Source organism: Candidatus Pelagibacter sp. HIMB1587 (assembly GCF_052047775.1).
Classification (GTDB): Bacteria; Pseudomonadota; Alphaproteobacteria; order Pelagibacterales; family Pelagibacteraceae; genus Pelagibacter.
On record NZ_JBNAJJ010000001.1, the window covers coordinates 42,352 to 56,734 of the forward strand.

15 protein-coding genes are annotated in these 14,383 nt (G+C 31.2%); 6 read left to right on the forward strand and 9 right to left on the reverse strand.

What is annotated here, in order from left to right; all coding sequences use genetic code 11:
* The first annotated feature begins 5 nt into the window (after window positions 1-5).
* Window positions 6-845, forward strand: a complete 840-nt coding sequence (locus ACTTBE_RS00250) for a phytanoyl-CoA dioxygenase family protein (RefSeq protein WP_440676691.1) — start codon at window positions 6-8, stop codon at window positions 843-845.
* A 35-nt stretch (window positions 846-880) separates the two neighbouring features.
* On the opposite strand, the gene ACTTBE_RS00255 is transcribed toward ACTTBE_RS00250, so the two are convergent.
* The 4 genes from ACTTBE_RS00255 to ACTTBE_RS00270 all read right to left on the reverse strand — a co-directional run bounded on the left by ACTTBE_RS00255 (window position 881) and on the right by ACTTBE_RS00270 (window position 4,642).
* Window positions 881-1,843, reverse strand: a complete 963-nt coding sequence (locus ACTTBE_RS00255; RefSeq protein ID WP_440676692.1) for an aldo/keto reductase — start codon at window positions 1,841-1,843, stop codon at window positions 881-883.
* 3 nt (window positions 1,844-1,846) lie between these two features.
* A complete protein-coding gene (locus ACTTBE_RS00260; protein ID WP_440676693.1) occupies window positions 1,847-2,689 on the reverse strand; it encodes an amidohydrolase family protein in 843 nt (280 codons plus the stop codon).
* A gap of 19 nt (window positions 2,690-2,708) precedes the next feature.
* Window positions 2,709-3,563: an SDR family oxidoreductase gene (locus ACTTBE_RS00265; RefSeq protein ID WP_440676694.1), complete on the reverse strand. Its 855-nt coding sequence runs from the start codon at window positions 3,561-3,563 to the stop codon at window positions 2,709-2,711.
* Window positions 3,564-3,637: 74 nt separating this feature from the next.
* Window positions 3,638-4,642 carry a substrate-binding domain-containing protein gene (locus tag ACTTBE_RS00270; protein WP_440656426.1) on the reverse strand — a complete coding sequence of 335 codons (1,005 nt, stop codon included), beginning with the start codon at window positions 4,640-4,642 and terminating at the stop codon, window positions 3,638-3,640.
* Between the two features lie 142 nt (window positions 4,643-4,784).
* Here ACTTBE_RS00270 and ACTTBE_RS00275 point away from each other — a divergent pair, with 142 nt between their 5' ends.
* Window positions 4,785-5,804 (forward strand): LacI family DNA-binding transcriptional regulator, encoded by a 1,020-nt coding sequence (locus ACTTBE_RS00275; RefSeq protein ID WP_440656427.1) that lies wholly within the window; start codon window positions 4,785-4,787, stop codon window positions 5,802-5,804.
* Here ACTTBE_RS00275 and ACTTBE_RS00280 read toward each other — a convergent pair whose 3' ends face one another.
* The 3 genes from ACTTBE_RS00280 to iolG are packed head-to-tail and all read right to left on the reverse strand — an operon-like array spanning window position 5,805 to window position 8,582.
* Window positions 5,805-6,842, reverse strand: a complete 1,038-nt coding sequence (locus ACTTBE_RS00280) for an ABC transporter permease (protein ID WP_262589493.1) — start codon at window positions 6,840-6,842, stop codon at window positions 5,805-5,807. It lies immediately after the preceding gene.
* On the reverse strand, window positions 6,839-7,579 hold the full coding sequence (locus tag ACTTBE_RS00285) for an ATP-binding cassette domain-containing protein (protein WP_440614594.1): 741 nt from the start codon (window positions 7,577-7,579) through the stop codon (window positions 6,839-6,841). The genes ACTTBE_RS00280 and ACTTBE_RS00285 overlap by 4 nt, the downstream gene beginning before the upstream one ends.
* Window position 7,580: 1 nt before the next feature.
* Window positions 7,581-8,582 carry an inositol 2-dehydrogenase gene (gene iolG, locus ACTTBE_RS00290; RefSeq protein WP_440676695.1) on the reverse strand — a complete coding sequence of 334 codons (1,002 nt, stop codon included), beginning with the start codon at window positions 8,580-8,582 and terminating at the stop codon, window positions 7,581-7,583.
* Between the two features lie 138 nt (window positions 8,583-8,720).
* Between iolG and iolE the strand changes: the two genes are divergently transcribed.
* Window positions 8,721-9,623 carry a myo-inosose-2 dehydratase gene (iolE, locus tag ACTTBE_RS00295; RefSeq protein WP_440676696.1) on the forward strand — a complete coding sequence of 301 codons (903 nt, stop codon included), beginning with the start codon at window positions 8,721-8,723 and terminating at the stop codon, window positions 9,621-9,623.
* 44 nt (window positions 9,624-9,667) lie between these two features.
* Here the strand turns inward: iolE and ACTTBE_RS00300 are convergent, their stop codons facing one another.
* Complete coding sequence (locus tag ACTTBE_RS00300; protein WP_440676697.1) at window positions 9,668-10,633, reverse strand: hydroxyacid dehydrogenase; 966 nt, start codon at window positions 10,631-10,633, stop codon at window positions 9,668-9,670.
* 112 nt (window positions 10,634-10,745) lie between these two features.
* On the opposite strand from ACTTBE_RS00300, the gene ACTTBE_RS00305 reads away from it, so the two are divergent.
* From ACTTBE_RS00305 to ACTTBE_RS00315, 3 genes are all read left to right on the forward strand, one after another.
* Window positions 10,746-11,339, forward strand: a complete 594-nt coding sequence (locus ACTTBE_RS00305; protein ID WP_440676698.1) for a TRAP transporter small permease — start codon at window positions 10,746-10,748, stop codon at window positions 11,337-11,339.
* 2 nt (window positions 11,340-11,341) lie between these two features.
* Window positions 11,342-12,631 carry a TRAP transporter large permease gene (locus ACTTBE_RS00310; protein ID WP_440676699.1) on the forward strand — a complete coding sequence of 430 codons (1,290 nt, stop codon included), beginning with the start codon at window positions 11,342-11,344 and terminating at the stop codon, window positions 12,629-12,631.
* A gap of 85 nt (window positions 12,632-12,716) precedes the next feature.
* A complete protein-coding gene (locus ACTTBE_RS00315; RefSeq protein ID WP_262589484.1) occupies window positions 12,717-13,769 on the forward strand; it encodes a TRAP transporter substrate-binding protein in 1,053 nt (350 codons plus the stop codon).
* A gap of 40 nt (window positions 13,770-13,809) precedes the next feature.
* Here ACTTBE_RS00315 and ACTTBE_RS00320 read toward each other — a convergent pair whose 3' ends face one another.
* Complete coding sequence (locus tag ACTTBE_RS00320; protein ID WP_440676700.1) at window positions 13,810-14,280, reverse strand: tetratricopeptide repeat protein; 471 nt, start codon at window positions 14,278-14,280, stop codon at window positions 13,810-13,812.
* Between the last annotated feature and the right edge of the window lie 103 nt (window positions 14,281-14,383).

Consider the following 14,383-nt stretch of genomic DNA (forward strand, 5'->3'; position numbering starts at 1 on the left):
AATCTATGAGTCAAATTTTAAATGATAATGAGATCAAACTATTTAAAAGAGATGGAGCGGTATTTTTAAGAAATAAATTTGATATAAAATGGATTGAGCTTTTAAGATCTGGAATAAATAAAGCAAAAAACAATCCAAGCCCCAGGTTTACTAATCATACCACAGATCCAAATTTGCCTTGTTATTTAGAGGATTTTTGGACATGGAACTTACATAAAGAATTTGAAAATTTTGTTTTTAATTCACCTACAGCTAAAATTGCCTCTGAATTACTAGATGCCAAACAGATTAATTTAGTAATGGATAATTGGTTTTTTAGAGAAGCTGGCTCTAAATCTAAACCACCATTTCATCATGATATTTCTTACTTTGATTTTGAAGGTTCAATGTGTGTTTTGTGGATACCTCTTGAGCCAGTAAGAAAAGAAGACTCTATAGCCTGGATAAAAGGATCTCATTTGTGGAATAAATTATTTATAAGAACTCGTTTTAAAGACGGTCATAAAGTTGATGGAGCAGAAGGAGTTGTGAATGGTGTTAAGTATGAATTAACCCCAGATATAATTTCTAATAAAGAAAATTATGAATTTTTAGAATGGGATTTAGAAGTAGGAGATTGTGTATATTTTGATATTAGGACTTTGCATGGAGCTTTACACGAAACTACTCCAAAATCAGATATAAATAGATTTACACTTAGAATGGCGAAAGAAAATTCAAAAATAATTTATAGAGGTGATTGGGCTAGAGAAGAGAGATCAATTATGGAGGCTAATGGATACAAAAACGGTGATGATTTAAGTGGTAAAATGTTTCCTACTCTTTATGAATTTAATTCTAATTAAGTATAAAGTTTACTGATATTTTAACTTTTTAAAATTTAACCTGGTGTAAATATTCTCTCAGACTCTGGATCTTTTGTTGAGTAAGGTAGTTTCAAAACTTCATTCCAAAATTCTTCCGGTATATCTGTTTCAGCCCAAGCTAGAGTTTTTTCAATACTGTTAACACTAGTAACTCCACAAATAGTAGATGTAATTCTTTTATCTTTCATAGAAAACTGTAAAGCTGCTGCACCCATTTCAACATTATATTTTTTACAAACTTTTTCTATTTCTCTTGCTGGTGCAAGTTTTTCTTCAGTAGCGTCTTGATAAGTTATTTTTTTAAAATTACTTGGACCTTTTGCCAAAACACCACCTGCGTAAGGGGCAGCGTTGAAAATAGATATATTTTTGCTATGAGCATAACTGTACATTTCATCTGCTTCTCTATTTAACAAAGTGTATCTGTTATGATTTATTATGACATCAAAGTCCCACTTTCTTAAGATAGGGAACATAATATCTATTCTTCCCATAGCTAAACCAACTGCTTTTGCCAAACCTTCTTCTTTAATTTTAAACAATTCATCCAATGCCCCATCTTTTTTAGTTACGTCATTTATATCTTTTACGTATTCTGGGTCATGAAGAAATAAAACGTCTACAGAATCAACGTTTAAAGCTTTTAAACTTTCTTCAACAGACTCTCTTGTTCTTTTTTTATCAAGAACTAATGTGTCCATATTTCTATCAATTTTAGTTGATAAGACAAAGTTTTCTGGCCATCCACCATTTTCTTTTATTGCTATACCAATTCTTTTTTCACTTTCTCCCATTGCATAATTTCTTGAAGTATCAAGCAAATTTACTGGACCTTGAAAAAATCTTTTTAGTGTTTCTTGAGCTCTTTGTTCAGGTACTTCATAACCGTAAGTATCAGGCATACTTCCTAAAGAAGAAGTTCCAAAACTCAATTCAGTGACTTCAACACCAGTATCTTTGATTTTATTTTTTTTCATAAATTATATTTTTAGTTTATAAAACTTTACTGCATTATTATAAAAGATGTTTTGTTTTTCAGCTATACTTAATTCTTTAAGTAAATTTGTTGCTGCATTATACCATCCTAAATAGTTTGTTCTTAAGTTGCAAACAGGCCAATCTGACCCCCACAAAATTTTTTTATCAGTAAATAGATTTAATATTTCATCTACATATGGCTTTAGATCTTGCTCAGTCCAATTTTCGCAGGCTTCTGTGACCATACCAGAAAATTTACAATATACATTTTCTAGCTTAGATAATTTGTCCATACCTTTTTGCCAATGAATAAATTCTTCTTGTTTATTGTTACAGATTTTTGGTTTCATTAAATGATCTATAATAAATCTTAGAGAAGGATATTTTGTAGCAATTTTGTAAAAATTTTCCAGGTGCACTGGAAATCCTAGTGCATCAAAGCTTAATTCTAAATTAATTATATTTTTAAAAAAAGTATCAAAATTTTTATTTAAAACCCAATTTTCATCTGGAATATCTTGTATCATTGGTCTTACACCAAGAAATTTAGGATGTTTTGAGAAAATTTTTAATTGTTCTAATTGATTTTGGTCTTCAAAATTTACCCAACCAATAACTCCACAAACTAAATCAGAACCTTCAGCAATATTTAACATATATTCAGTTTCAGCATTAGTTGCTGCAGCTTGAACTAAAACAGTTTTGTGTAAATCTATAGACTCAGAAACTTTAGTTAAATCTTTAACTTCATATTTTCGATTTAATATTGGATTGTCTTTTGGCATCCAATGATAATCATCCCTTGAAGGATCCCAAAAATGTTGATGTGAATCAATAACTTTCATAAGTTATTATAAATTAGGTTCACTCTCCCAAAATGCTTTCATCTAAAATCTTAGTGTCATATGCTGAATAAGAATGCCAACCCGCAACCGTTTGATCAAAATCAACAATACTTCCAGTCATAATCCCCGACTCATCTGAGCACAAGAAAGCTAAGATCTTAGCAACATCCAAAGGTTTGTTTAATCTTTTAAATGGAACTTTGGCTTCAGCTTTTTTTAACCAGTCATCATCTGCATTATGAAATTTTTTTTGAATTATTGTTTCTGCTGGTGTATCTGTCCAACCTAAATTTACCCCATTAACTCTTATTTGGTGCCCAGATACTGAATTTGCAACATTTTTAATCATTACTGCTAATGCTGCTTTAGAAGAGCTGTAAGCAGTTAAGAAAGGCATACCACTATATCCAGCCATTGATAAAATATGAGCAATAGTTCCTTTTTTTTTATCTCTAATCATTATTTTTATAACATCTTGCATCATAAAAAGTGGAGCTTTTACATTTACATTAAAATTTTTGTCATAATTTTCCTCTGTAGTGCTTAAAATTGTTCCTCTTTCTGTAAAAGCAGCAACATTAATAAAACTATCTACAGTATTAAATTTTTTATCAGTCTCAGAAACTATTTTTTTACAATCTTCAAGTTTTTCTAAATCTGCTTGAACGTATAAGCATTCCGCACCTATACTTTCTATTTCAGATTTTATCTTGTTTCCTTTCTCTTTATTTCTTCCACAGATAGTTATTCCTTTAGCACCTCTACTTGCAAGCAATTTTGCTGTCTCAGCTCCACTACCTTGAGTACTTCCTGTTACAATTATTATTTTATTTTTAAACTGGTTAGCTAGATCAGATATATATTTATTAGTCATAAAATTTTAAGTTATACAGATAACTAAGCCCAATATAAAATTGGGCTTAGAAACTTTTAAGAAGAATAATGATTTTATCCTGCAATACAAGATCCAATGTTTGGTTTCATACAAACATCAAGACCTGTATAGATTGCTTTTAGTGATGGGTTGTCAAATTTTAATGCTTTACCATCTACTATGTCTTTAAGAACATACATAGCTTTATAGCCCATCATATATGGCTGTTGACCTACTTGACCATGAGTTCTTCCAGCATCTAAATCTTCCATTTGCATTGGAAGAGTGTCTGCAATTACAACAGCAGTTTTCATAGAACTAATTCTATCTGCATGCTTTTCAGCTACTCTTCTGAAAGCTTTAGATACGAATTGAGGGAAACCGCCTGTTGGTACAAATGCTGTTAGGTTTGGATGTTTTGCAAAGATATCTTCCATTTGTTGAACAGAAAGAGGGAAATCATCGTTCGTGTACAGAGGACATCCGCTAGCTTCAGTCCATCCATTTTCACCCTTAAGAGCCGCACTAGGATAAGTTCCTGAGTCTGCTCTTCCAGCAATAGTATCTCTTATACCTGACATTCTTTCATTGTGGTTTGCAGCTGCAGCACCACCAGATTGTATACAAATTTCACCACCGTTAGGTTTTAACATCATAACAATTTGAGCAAGGTATACACCAATGTCATAGTTTTTTGTTCCGACATAAGCTGCTCTTAAACCAGCATCTTTAGTTAAAAGATCTGAGTCCCAAGTAATGATTGGAATATCTGTTCCTTTAACAGCTTTTGCCATTGCAGCTGCATTAGAAGATGCAACAGCAATTCCATCAACACCTTTAGCAATTAAATCTTGAACAATTTGCACTTGTTCTTGTTCAGTATGCTCTCCAGGTCCAATGTATAAACACTCTATCCCGCCAATTTCTTTCTCAGCAACTTTACAACCATCTCTCGCTAAATCAAAAAACGGGTTGTTCATAGCTTTTGGAACTAATGCAAAAACTTTATCAGCTGCATATGAAATTCCAGAAATTGATACAAAAATAAATGCCAACATTGCAATTATTGTTTTTCTCATATTTCTCTCTCTCTTAGTTAGTTAATTTAATAAACAGATACTATTTAGAATGTTTTTACGTTTCAAGTAAAATGATGTTATTCAACTAAAAAGTGATACATCAAATGATTGATTTTACATCAATAAATGTTACGATGTTTATATGAAAAATCATTGGAAAAATGTCTCTATTAAGAAAATTTCTGAGGAATCAGGATATGGTACAGCCACTGTAGATAGAGTTTTAAATAACAGAAAAGGGGTGAGTAAAAAAACTAAAGATAAAATTATAAAAATTTTAAATAACCTTCAAAACGGAAATAATACAAATCAAACTAAAAATATTTTAATTTGTTGTCAATCAGGACCTTCATACAATAAGACTCTTGAGGAGAGCTTAGATAATATTAATAATGAAATTTATAAGTTTAATTTAATAAAACATTTTATTCCTGCAAAAGAATTTAAACCCAGTCAATTTGTTAAAATTTTAAGAGAAACTTCAAATTTTGATGCAGTGATTATAGTTTCACAAGAGGACCAAAATATAAATAACGAGCTAAGTAAAATTGCGAGTGAAGGAAAACCTGTGATTACATTAACAACTGATTTTCCAAATTCGAACAGAGTAGCTTATATTGGTAACAATCAATCTAATGCTGGATCGACTGCTGCAAGTATAATTGGAAAAAATGTTGGTAAAAGATCAGGTTCAATTTTGATGGTCATGAGTATGCCATATAGGTGTCAACAGGAAAGAGAACTGGGTTTTAGAAAAGTATTAAGATCAGAATTTCCAAATCTTAAAATCAAAGAAAGTGTTTTCAATTTAGATACATCGGAACAAAGTTATAAATATGTAAAAAAATATATTAAAGAAAATGGACCACCTTTAGGAATTTATAATATTGCTGGAGGAAATTTAGGTGTCGCTAAAGCAATTAGTGAAATGAATGTAAAAGATCATATTATATTTGTAGGTCATGAACTAAATAAAAATTCTAAAAATCTTTTAGAAAATGATAAAATGGATTTTGTTATAGGCCACGATGTTGAATTAGAAATCAAAGTTGCATTTGATAAAATTTTAGATTTTGAGAAAAATCCAGATAATCAAAATTCTTTTTTTTCAGATATATTAATTTTCAATAGATATAATTGTATGGATAAAAAAGTTTATTAACTAATTCTTTTTATTCTTAACTTTTTCTAACCAAACTGCACCTACGATAAATATTCCTAAAAATGTTCCTTGCCAATAAGGGTCAATTCCAGCCATTAGAAGACTGTTTCTAATTGTTTCCATTAATGCAGCACCAATAAATGCTCCAAAAGTACCACCAACACCACCCATTAAGTTAGCACCACCAATAACTGTTGCTGCAATAACTCTTAATTCATAAGTATAACCTAAAGCATTAGTTACAGAGCCCATCCATCCAACTATCATAACAGCAGAAATTGCCGCAAATAGTCCACTGATCATGTAGACTGACATTTCAATCCATCTCGTATTAATTCCAGATAATTCAGCAGCTTTTTTATTACTACCAACTGCAAAAACATGTTTGCCATATGAGGTATATTTCAATACTAAACCCATAACTATCGTAAGAAATATTAATAACCAAGTTGCGTTAGCAAGACCTAGCATTGAACCTCCTCCAATTTCATAAAACATTTCATCTTTAGGTCCAAATTCATAAAACATTTTATTGTTTGAGACTACTAAAGCTAAACTTCTTGCAGCAGCCATCATTCCTAAAGTGACTACAAAAGGAGAAAGTTTAACATAAGCAATTAGATATCCATTTACTGCACCAATTAATGTACCAGCAAGTAAAGCTAAAATTATTGATACCCAAACATAAACTCCTTCAAAATATGAGGCTTTGGAATACCATTCAGGTAAAAATTGAGCATCCAAAAATAAACCACATATAACTCCTGTAACACCCATTATTGACCCTACAGACAAATCTATCCCAGCAGTAATAATCACAAATGTCATTCCAATTGCCATTATTCCGATGAAAGAAAAGTTTCGTGTAATATTAAAAAGATTATCTTTGCTAGAAAAAGCATCTTCTACAAAAAACATAATAAAACAAATCCCAAATAAAGCTATTGTTACCCAAAAAGATTGTTCAGAAACAAGTTTTTGTAATAAATTTTTTTCAGTCTTAGAGATTATTTCCTGATTAAATTTTACTGAACTCATACCCTATCTATTGCTCCTGTAATTAAGCCTGTAGCTTCTTCTGTAGAAGAATCTTTTATATTTTTTTCGCAAACTTTTTCACCTCGTCTTAATACTACTAGCTTGTCGCATACTTCAAATATATCTGGCATTCTGTGACTAATTAACATCACTGCTATTCCTTGATCTTTTAATCTTTTTATAAGATCTAATACTTCAGCAACTTGCCTAACACTAATTGCTGCTGTTGGTTCATCCATTAAAACTAATTTAGGATTTGTAAGTCTTGTCCTTGCAATAGCCACAGCCTGTCTTTGTCCACCAGACATTTGCATAACTAAATCTTTTGGTCGAGTTTCGGATTTAAGTTCCTCAAATAATTCAGAGGATTTTTTAAACATTGCAGGATAATCCAAATACTTAAATGGCCAAATACCTTTTTGTATCTCTCTACCTAGAAAAACATTAGATGCTGCAGTTAAATGATTACAAAGAGCTAAGTCTTGATAAACTACCTCAATACCAGATTTTCTTGCATCTATTGGTTTTTCAAATGACACAGTATTATTTTCAAACTTTATTTCACCATTTGAAGGTTTAAAATTACCAGCTATTATTTTTAGTAGTGTAGATTTACCTGCTCCATTATCACCCATTAATCCTACAGTTTCAGCTTCTTTAATATCAAAACTAACCCCTGTTAAAGCCTGTATGGCTCCAAAATTTTTTTCTATATTATTTAAAGAAAGAATGCTCATTTTAGAATTTTACATCTACAACTTTGCCACTTTCAAATGATTCATATGCTGCATTAGCTATTATTAAAGCGTTTCTACCATCTTCAAATCCTACTAATGGTTTTGTTTTATCTTCAACACATTTTACAAACTCATTAAATTGATCTCTGTAAGCTTGCTCATATCTTTCAATAAAAAAGAAATGTATGGGTTCTTTTTCATTTGTAGATGTACTTGTGTATCTTTCTAAAGAAGTTGGGGTTTGATTGTTTGAAATTACCATACCTTTACTTCCAAACACTTCTACTCTTTGGTCATATCCATAAACTGCTCTTCGAGAGTTATTAATATGGATTAAAACTCCTTTTTTTGATTTTAGAATAAACATTGCTGTATCTAGATCTTTTTCTTTCTGTGAATTTTTATCAAACAAAGCACCTCCAAATGCAGATATCTGAACTACAGGATCATCCCCTAAAATAAATCTAGTTAAATCGAAATCATGTATAGTTGTATCTCTAAAAAATCCTCCTGCAGCTTTTAGATAGTCAATCCCTGGGGGCTCAGGATCTCTACTTGTAATAACAACCATTTCTAATTCACCAATTTCTTTTTTTACTCTTGCTTGTTGAGCTTTTGCATGACTTGCATCAAATCTTCTATTAAAGCCGATTTGAATAGGAACGTTTGTTCCCTTTATATTTTCCATGCATTCATTTACTTTATTGATATCTAAATCAATTGGCTTTTCACAGAAAATTGCTTTTCCTGCTTTTGCAGCCATTGTGATAAATTGAGTGTGTGTTGGTGTAGCTGAAGCGATAAGAACTGCATCTACATCATCTGAATTTATTGCTTCCTCAGGTGAAGATGCAATTGAACATCCTGTTGATTTTGATACTTCTTTAGCAAATTCTGAATTAACATCATATATATATTTTAATTTTGCATTCGGATGTGCTGCAATAAATTTAGCATGCATTTTTCCAATTCGTCCTGCTCCCATTAAAGAAAAGTTAAGCATAAGAATATAGAACAGAATTAAAAAATAAAATCAAGAAACATTTTTAAATGATGAATTAAACATCAAATTAAATTATAATTTTCTTGATGCACAAAACATCATAATTTAAAAATAAATTTAACTTTTTAAATAATTAATATGTCAGTAAAATTAGGAATAGCACCAATTGCTTGGAGTAACGATGATATGCCAGAATTGGGTGGTGATACTTCTTTAGAACAATGTTTATCTGAAGCTAGTCAAGCAGGGTTTATTGGAATTGAGTCTGGTGGTAAATTTCCAAAAAAATCAGAAGAATTAATACCTAAGCTTAACGAATTTAAATTAAATCTTTGCTCAGGTTGGTATGGAGCTAATTTAAGAACAAATAGTGTTGATGAAGAAAAAAATCTCATTCAAGATCAACTAAAACTTTTTAAAGATTGTAATTCACCATGTATGGTTTTTGCTGAAGTGTCTGGCTCAATTCAAGGAGATCCAAATCGAAAACTATCTACTAGACCTCAAATGGATCTTGAAGAGTCTAAAAAATATTATGAAAAAATTTCTGAAATGGGAAAATATCTTGAAGACGAAGGTATGCCGCTTGCTTATCACCATCATATGGGAACCGTAATAGAGACAGAAGAAGATACAGTAAGATTACTTGAGAACACTCATGATAGTGTAAAACTTACATTAGATACTGGTCATATGTTGTTTGCTCAGGGAGACTCATTAAAAATATTAAACAACTTTAGTGAAAGATTAATTCATATGCATTGTAAAGACATTAGAAAAAATGTTTTAGAAAAATCTTTAAAAGAAGACTTAAGTTTTAGAGGGGCATTTTTAGAAGGTGCATTTACAGTTCCAGGCGATGGATGTATTGATTACAAGCCTTTATTTGATGTGCTGAAAGAAAAAAATTATTCTGGATGGTTAGTAGTAGAGGCAGAACAAGATCCTGCAAAAGCAAATCCATTTGAATATGCAAAAATAGGTTACAAGTATTTAACTGAAACTTTAAATCTTAGTGGTATTGAGATTTATAAAAGTTAATTTTCAATAAATAATAAATCTAAATTTTTAGATTAAATCTTTTACTATAGTCTTACAATTTTTGATTTTTCCAATGTATCATCGAAATAATCAATTATATTTTGAATTGTTTCTACTCCCATTCTTGTCATACATTCATCAGTAAATGCTGCTGTATGTGGACTTAAATAAACTTTTTCATTCTTTAAAAGAGGATTATCATTTTCTGGTGGTTCTTGTTTAAATACATCAATTCCTGCTCCAAATATTAAATCTTCATTTAAAGCCTTATCAAGATCTTCCTCATGAATAATTCCACCTCTTGCAGCATTAATAATGATACAGTTTTTCTTCATCGTTTTAAGTAAATCATAATTAATAAGATTTTCTGTTTTTTCGGTTAAAGGCATATGTAAAGATATTACATCCATTGTTTTTACTGCCTCTTCGAGATTATCAATTTTTTTTCCACCAAGCTTCTCTATTGTATCTTTATCTACAAATGGATCGTAGACAAAAACATTCATTTCAAATCCTAAACATCTTTTAATAAGTGCTTTACCGATTCTACCAAATCCCATAATTAGGAAATTTTTTTTCCATACTTCAATAGTCTTTGGTAATTTATTTCTATCCTTAAAATTACCTTCTTTAACCGTTGTATGATAAAGCTCTCTTCTTTTTGCAATATTTAGCAAGACAAACATAACATGCTCTGCAACTGTAACTGCATTTGCATTAGCTGTAATAGCAATTTTGATATCTCTTTCTTTAGCTGTTTTTAAATCAATATTATCGTAGCCAACTCCATGTCTAGATATTATTTTAAGATTTTTGGCTTCGTTAATTACCTCACCTGGTAGTTTTGCTATTCTAACTGAAGCACCATCACAATCTTTTATTTTAGCCTTTAAGTTTTCTACTGAAACATCGTCAGTTACCTCTACATCAAAATCTGGATGGTTATTAATTAATTCCATGCCTTTATCATGAAGTTTTTGGATAACTAGAATTTTCTTTTTATTACTCATAATTTTATTCAAGCTTTTCTGTTGAAGGCTTTTCTAATACGAAAAATATCCAACAATGTAAAATAGTTTTTTAAAAAGTTGTAATTATTTTCTTATTAAAATAAATTTAGTTGTGAATTTAACTATAAAAACTCTATTTTACATTTTTAACTTTCTTGAAAAGATAAATACTTTTTTTCTAAGAATTGGAAGACAATTTGCATGGATCGCAATTTTTTTAATGGTTGTCGTAATTATGATCCAAGTTTTTTTTAGATATGTTCTCAACAACGCATTACCTTGGCCTGATGAAGTTGCGAGATTTTTAATGCTATGGATGACAGGGTTAATTGCTCCTTCAGCTTATAGATGGGGTGGTTTTGTTTCAATTGATATGCTGGAAAGATTTTTACCTAAAATCATATCAACTTTTTTAACCTTATTTTTATTGATCATATCTTTATTTGTTTTGATCATTGGACTTGAATTAGGTTTGAAACACATTAATGCTGGATGGATATTTAATTCAGCTTCAATCAAAATTCCATTTAATCTAATTGGTGGCAAAGCAGAACCAATAAAATTAGCCTGGATGTATATGTCATTACCTGTTGGAATTGTTTTTTTGATTTCAGTTAACATAGAGTTAATTTTAAGAAATTTTTTAAGTAATTTTACAAAATTAGAATTACCTGAAGATTTAGATAAACAAAAATTGGAGACATAATAATGTTAATTTGGTTTCTCCCTTTATTTTTATTATTTTTGTTAATTGGATTACCAGTATTTTTTGGATTGTTGGCTGCTCCTGGAATTTTACTTTGGCTGAATGATCAATCTAGAGATGGAGCAATGCTTTATAGAAATATTTACAATGGTATTGATAGCTTTCCTTTAATGGCAATTCCTTTTTTTATGTTAGCTGGTGAGCTAATGAATAGGGGAGGAATTACTCAAAGATTAGTAGAATTTAGCCAGGCGATGATGGGGCATTTAAAAGGTGGTTTGGCACATGTTAACGTCTTAACTTCAATGCTTTTTGCTGGCCTATCTGGATCTGCAGTTGCAGATACTTCTGCAATTGGTTCAATGTTAATTCCTGCAATGGAGAAGCAAGGGTATACTAAAAAATTTTCAGCAGCAATTACCGCAGCGAGTTCAGTAATTGGTCCAATCATTCCACCTTCAGGAATAATGATTATTTATGCATACGTTATGGGAGAGAGCGTAGCTGCCTTATTCTTAGCAGGTATTATTCCTGGAATTTTAGTTGGTGTTAGTTTGATGGTTACAATCAAGTTTATGGCTAAAAGATATAATTTTCCTGCGGTAACAAAAAAGACAACATGGAAACAAAGAGGAAAAGCTTCTTTGAAAGCTTTTTTCCCATTGATGACTCCTGTTATAATTCTAGGAGGTATACTTGGAGGGATTTTTACCCCAACTGAAGCATCTGCAGTTGCAGCTGCTTATGCAATGTTTATTGGTTTGTTTGTTTTAAAATCTTTAGAGTGGAAAGACGTACCCAAGGTTATGACAAAAGCTGCGATGGTTTCATCTGTAGTTTTGCTTTTGGTTGGTGCTGCAATGGCTTTTAAAACAGTTGTTAGCTTATCTCATGCACCAGAATATCTTGCTGAATTTGTTTTAGGATTAACTGATAATCCTTATATTTTATTATTTCTTATAAATATTTTACTTTTTGTTGTTGGAATGTTTTTAGATGCTGGTCCTGCAATAATTATTTTAGGACCAATACTTGGACCAGTGTTTGTAGAATTAGGTGTACATCCAGTTCATTTTGCAATTATTATGTCAGTTAATTTAACTGTTGGTTTAGCAACACCGCCAATGGGTTTAGTTTTATTTGTTGCATCCTCAGTTTCTGGTGAAAGAGTTGAAACTATATCAAAAGCAATATTGCCATTTTTAGCAGTAGAAGCAATTGTAATATTTTTAATTACTTACTTCCCATCAATCTCAATGACCATTCCTTTACTTACAGGTTTTGCAAAATAATTTTAATTTTTAGATAATAGACACAGAGGTTCAGTTTAGGTATAGTTTCTATACTTAAATATATATTTAAAGAGAGGGAAAAAAAATGAGTAAAATAATTAAATCATTCTTTTCATTACTATTCTTAATTAGTTTTACAGCTTCTGTTTCAGCTGCTGATTACAATTTAAGAATGACAATGAACTCTAATGATCAAGATGAAGACTATGATGGCGCAGTAGTATTTAAAAACTATGTAGAAGCAGCATCAAATGGAAAAATATCTGTAGAACTTTTCGTAGGTACACAGTTATGTTCTAAAGGAGCAGAATGTTTGCAAGGTGTTTCTGATGGAAGCATCGACGTTTACATTTCTACTTCTGGAGGAGCAGCAGGTGTATTCCCATACGTTCAAGTTTTAGATTTACCATACCTAATGGCAGACGACAGAATTGCTGAAGATGTTATGCAAGGTGATTTTGTAAGAACTATGAGACAAATGGCTCTTAAAGATTCAGGCGATACAATAAGATTAATGACTATCGGAAATACTGGTGGATGGAGAAATTTTGCTAACACTAAAAGAAGAGTTGCAGAACCATCAGACATGAAAGGTCTAAAAATCAGAACTGTTGTAGCTGACTTACCTCAAGAGCTTGTAAGAGCTTTAGGTGCATCACCAACTCCTATTCCATGGCCAGAATTATTTACATCTTTTCAAACAGGTGTAGTTGAAGGTTCTAAAAATGGAATAACTGACATTATGAACATGAAGTTTCCAGATGCAGGTCTAAAATATGTTACTTTAGACGGCCATGCATACATGGGAGCACTTTGGTGGATGAACAATGCAAAATATCAATCTATGCCAAAAGAACTTAAGAAAGTTATTACGGATGGATTTTATGCATTGCAACAAGCAACATTTGCATCTCCAAAAAGAAAATCAATCAAAGCATATGAAGACTTTGTAGCAGGCGGTGGAGATTTATATGTTCCAACTCCAGCACAAAAAGCTAGCTTCAAAAAAGCTGCTAGTCCAGTTTATGATTGGTTTAAGTCAAATGTTAAAGGTGGAGGACAAATCTTTGACGCTTTAACAAGTGCAGTTGCTGATGCTGAGAAAAAAGCATCAAGTGCATACGACAAAGACTTATAATCTTTATTTAAAGATGGGGCGGATTTAATTATTCGCCTCATTACCTAAACGGATAAATCCAAGCTTTGTAATCTTTAATAAGTATATGCGCTTTTTCAATTTGTTCAGGAGTCATTTTTTTAATAACTTCTTCTTGAGAAATCACAGCATCAGGATCGCCTCCAATAGCAGACAAACCATACCACATGTAAGCTCTAACAAGATCAGGGGCAGGAAGTCCTCTACCGATTTCATAATACCATCCAACACCCGATTGAGCACCAGGATGACCTTTCATCGAAGATCTAAGATACCATTCAAAAGCTCTAACATCGTCTTGCTCAACTCCAAGACCCATTGCATACATTATTCCAATAAGCTCTTCAGCATCAGCGTTCCCAGATCTAGCAGCTGGCATCAGTTCTTCCATAGCCTCTTGAAATTTTCCAGCTTCCATCAAATCTCTAGCATTTTCAATTTCTGCAAAAACTATAGATGGAATAAAAAAAATTATGAAAAAGTATCTCAACATATAAAAATATTAATATTTATAATTCCATTTTTAATTTCAGCAAACAAAACATATTCAATTGAATTACCAAAACCTTTAACAGGTAATGATTTTCATAAAGTTG

Excerpts from the sequence above, each read along its gene's own strand:
- ACTTBE_RS00315 (WP_262589484.1), top strand. The coding sequence starts at position 12,717 with ATGAGTAAAATAATTAAATCATTCTTTTCATTACTATTCTTAATTAGT.
- ACTTBE_RS00320 (WP_440676700.1), bottom strand. The coding sequence starts at position 14,280 with ATGTTGAGATACTTTTTCATAATTTTTTTTATTCCATCTATAGTTTTT.
- ACTTBE_RS00265 (WP_440676694.1), bottom strand. The coding sequence starts at position 3,563 with ATGACTAATAAATATATATCTGATCTAGCTAACCAGTTTAAAAATAAA.
- iolE (WP_440676696.1), top strand. The coding sequence starts at position 8,721 with ATGTCAGTAAAATTAGGAATAGCACCAATTGCTTGGAGTAACGATGAT.
- ACTTBE_RS00285 (WP_440614594.1), bottom strand. The coding sequence starts at position 7,579 with ATGAGCATTCTTTCTTTAAATAATATAGAAAAAAATTTTGGAGCCATA.
- ACTTBE_RS00250 (WP_440676691.1), top strand. The coding sequence starts at position 6 with ATGAGTCAAATTTTAAATGATAATGAGATCAAACTATTTAAAAGAGAT.
- ACTTBE_RS00260 (WP_440676693.1), bottom strand. The coding sequence starts at position 2,689 with ATGAAAGTTATTGATTCACATCAACATTTTTGGGATCCTTCAAGGGAT.
- ACTTBE_RS00270 (WP_440656426.1), bottom strand. The coding sequence starts at position 4,642 with ATGAGAAAAACAATAATTGCAATGTTGGCATTTATTTTTGTATCAATT.
- ACTTBE_RS00300 (WP_440676697.1), bottom strand. The coding sequence starts at position 10,633 with ATGAGTAATAAAAAGAAAATTCTAGTTATCCAAAAACTTCATGATAAA.
- ACTTBE_RS00280 (WP_262589493.1), bottom strand. The coding sequence starts at position 6,842 with ATGAGTTCAGTAAAATTTAATCAGGAAATAATCTCTAAGACTGAAAAA.
- ACTTBE_RS00275 (WP_440656427.1), top strand. The coding sequence starts at position 4,785 with ATGAAAAATCATTGGAAAAATGTCTCTATTAAGAAAATTTCTGAGGAA.
- iolG (WP_440676695.1), bottom strand. The coding sequence starts at position 8,582 with ATGCTTAACTTTTCTTTAATGGGAGCAGGACGAATTGGAAAAATGCAT.
- ACTTBE_RS00310 (WP_440676699.1), top strand. The coding sequence starts at position 11,342 with ATGTTAATTTGGTTTCTCCCTTTATTTTTATTATTTTTGTTAATTGGA.
- ACTTBE_RS00255 (WP_440676692.1), bottom strand. The coding sequence starts at position 1,843 with ATGAAAAAAAATAAAATCAAAGATACTGGTGTTGAAGTCACTGAATTG.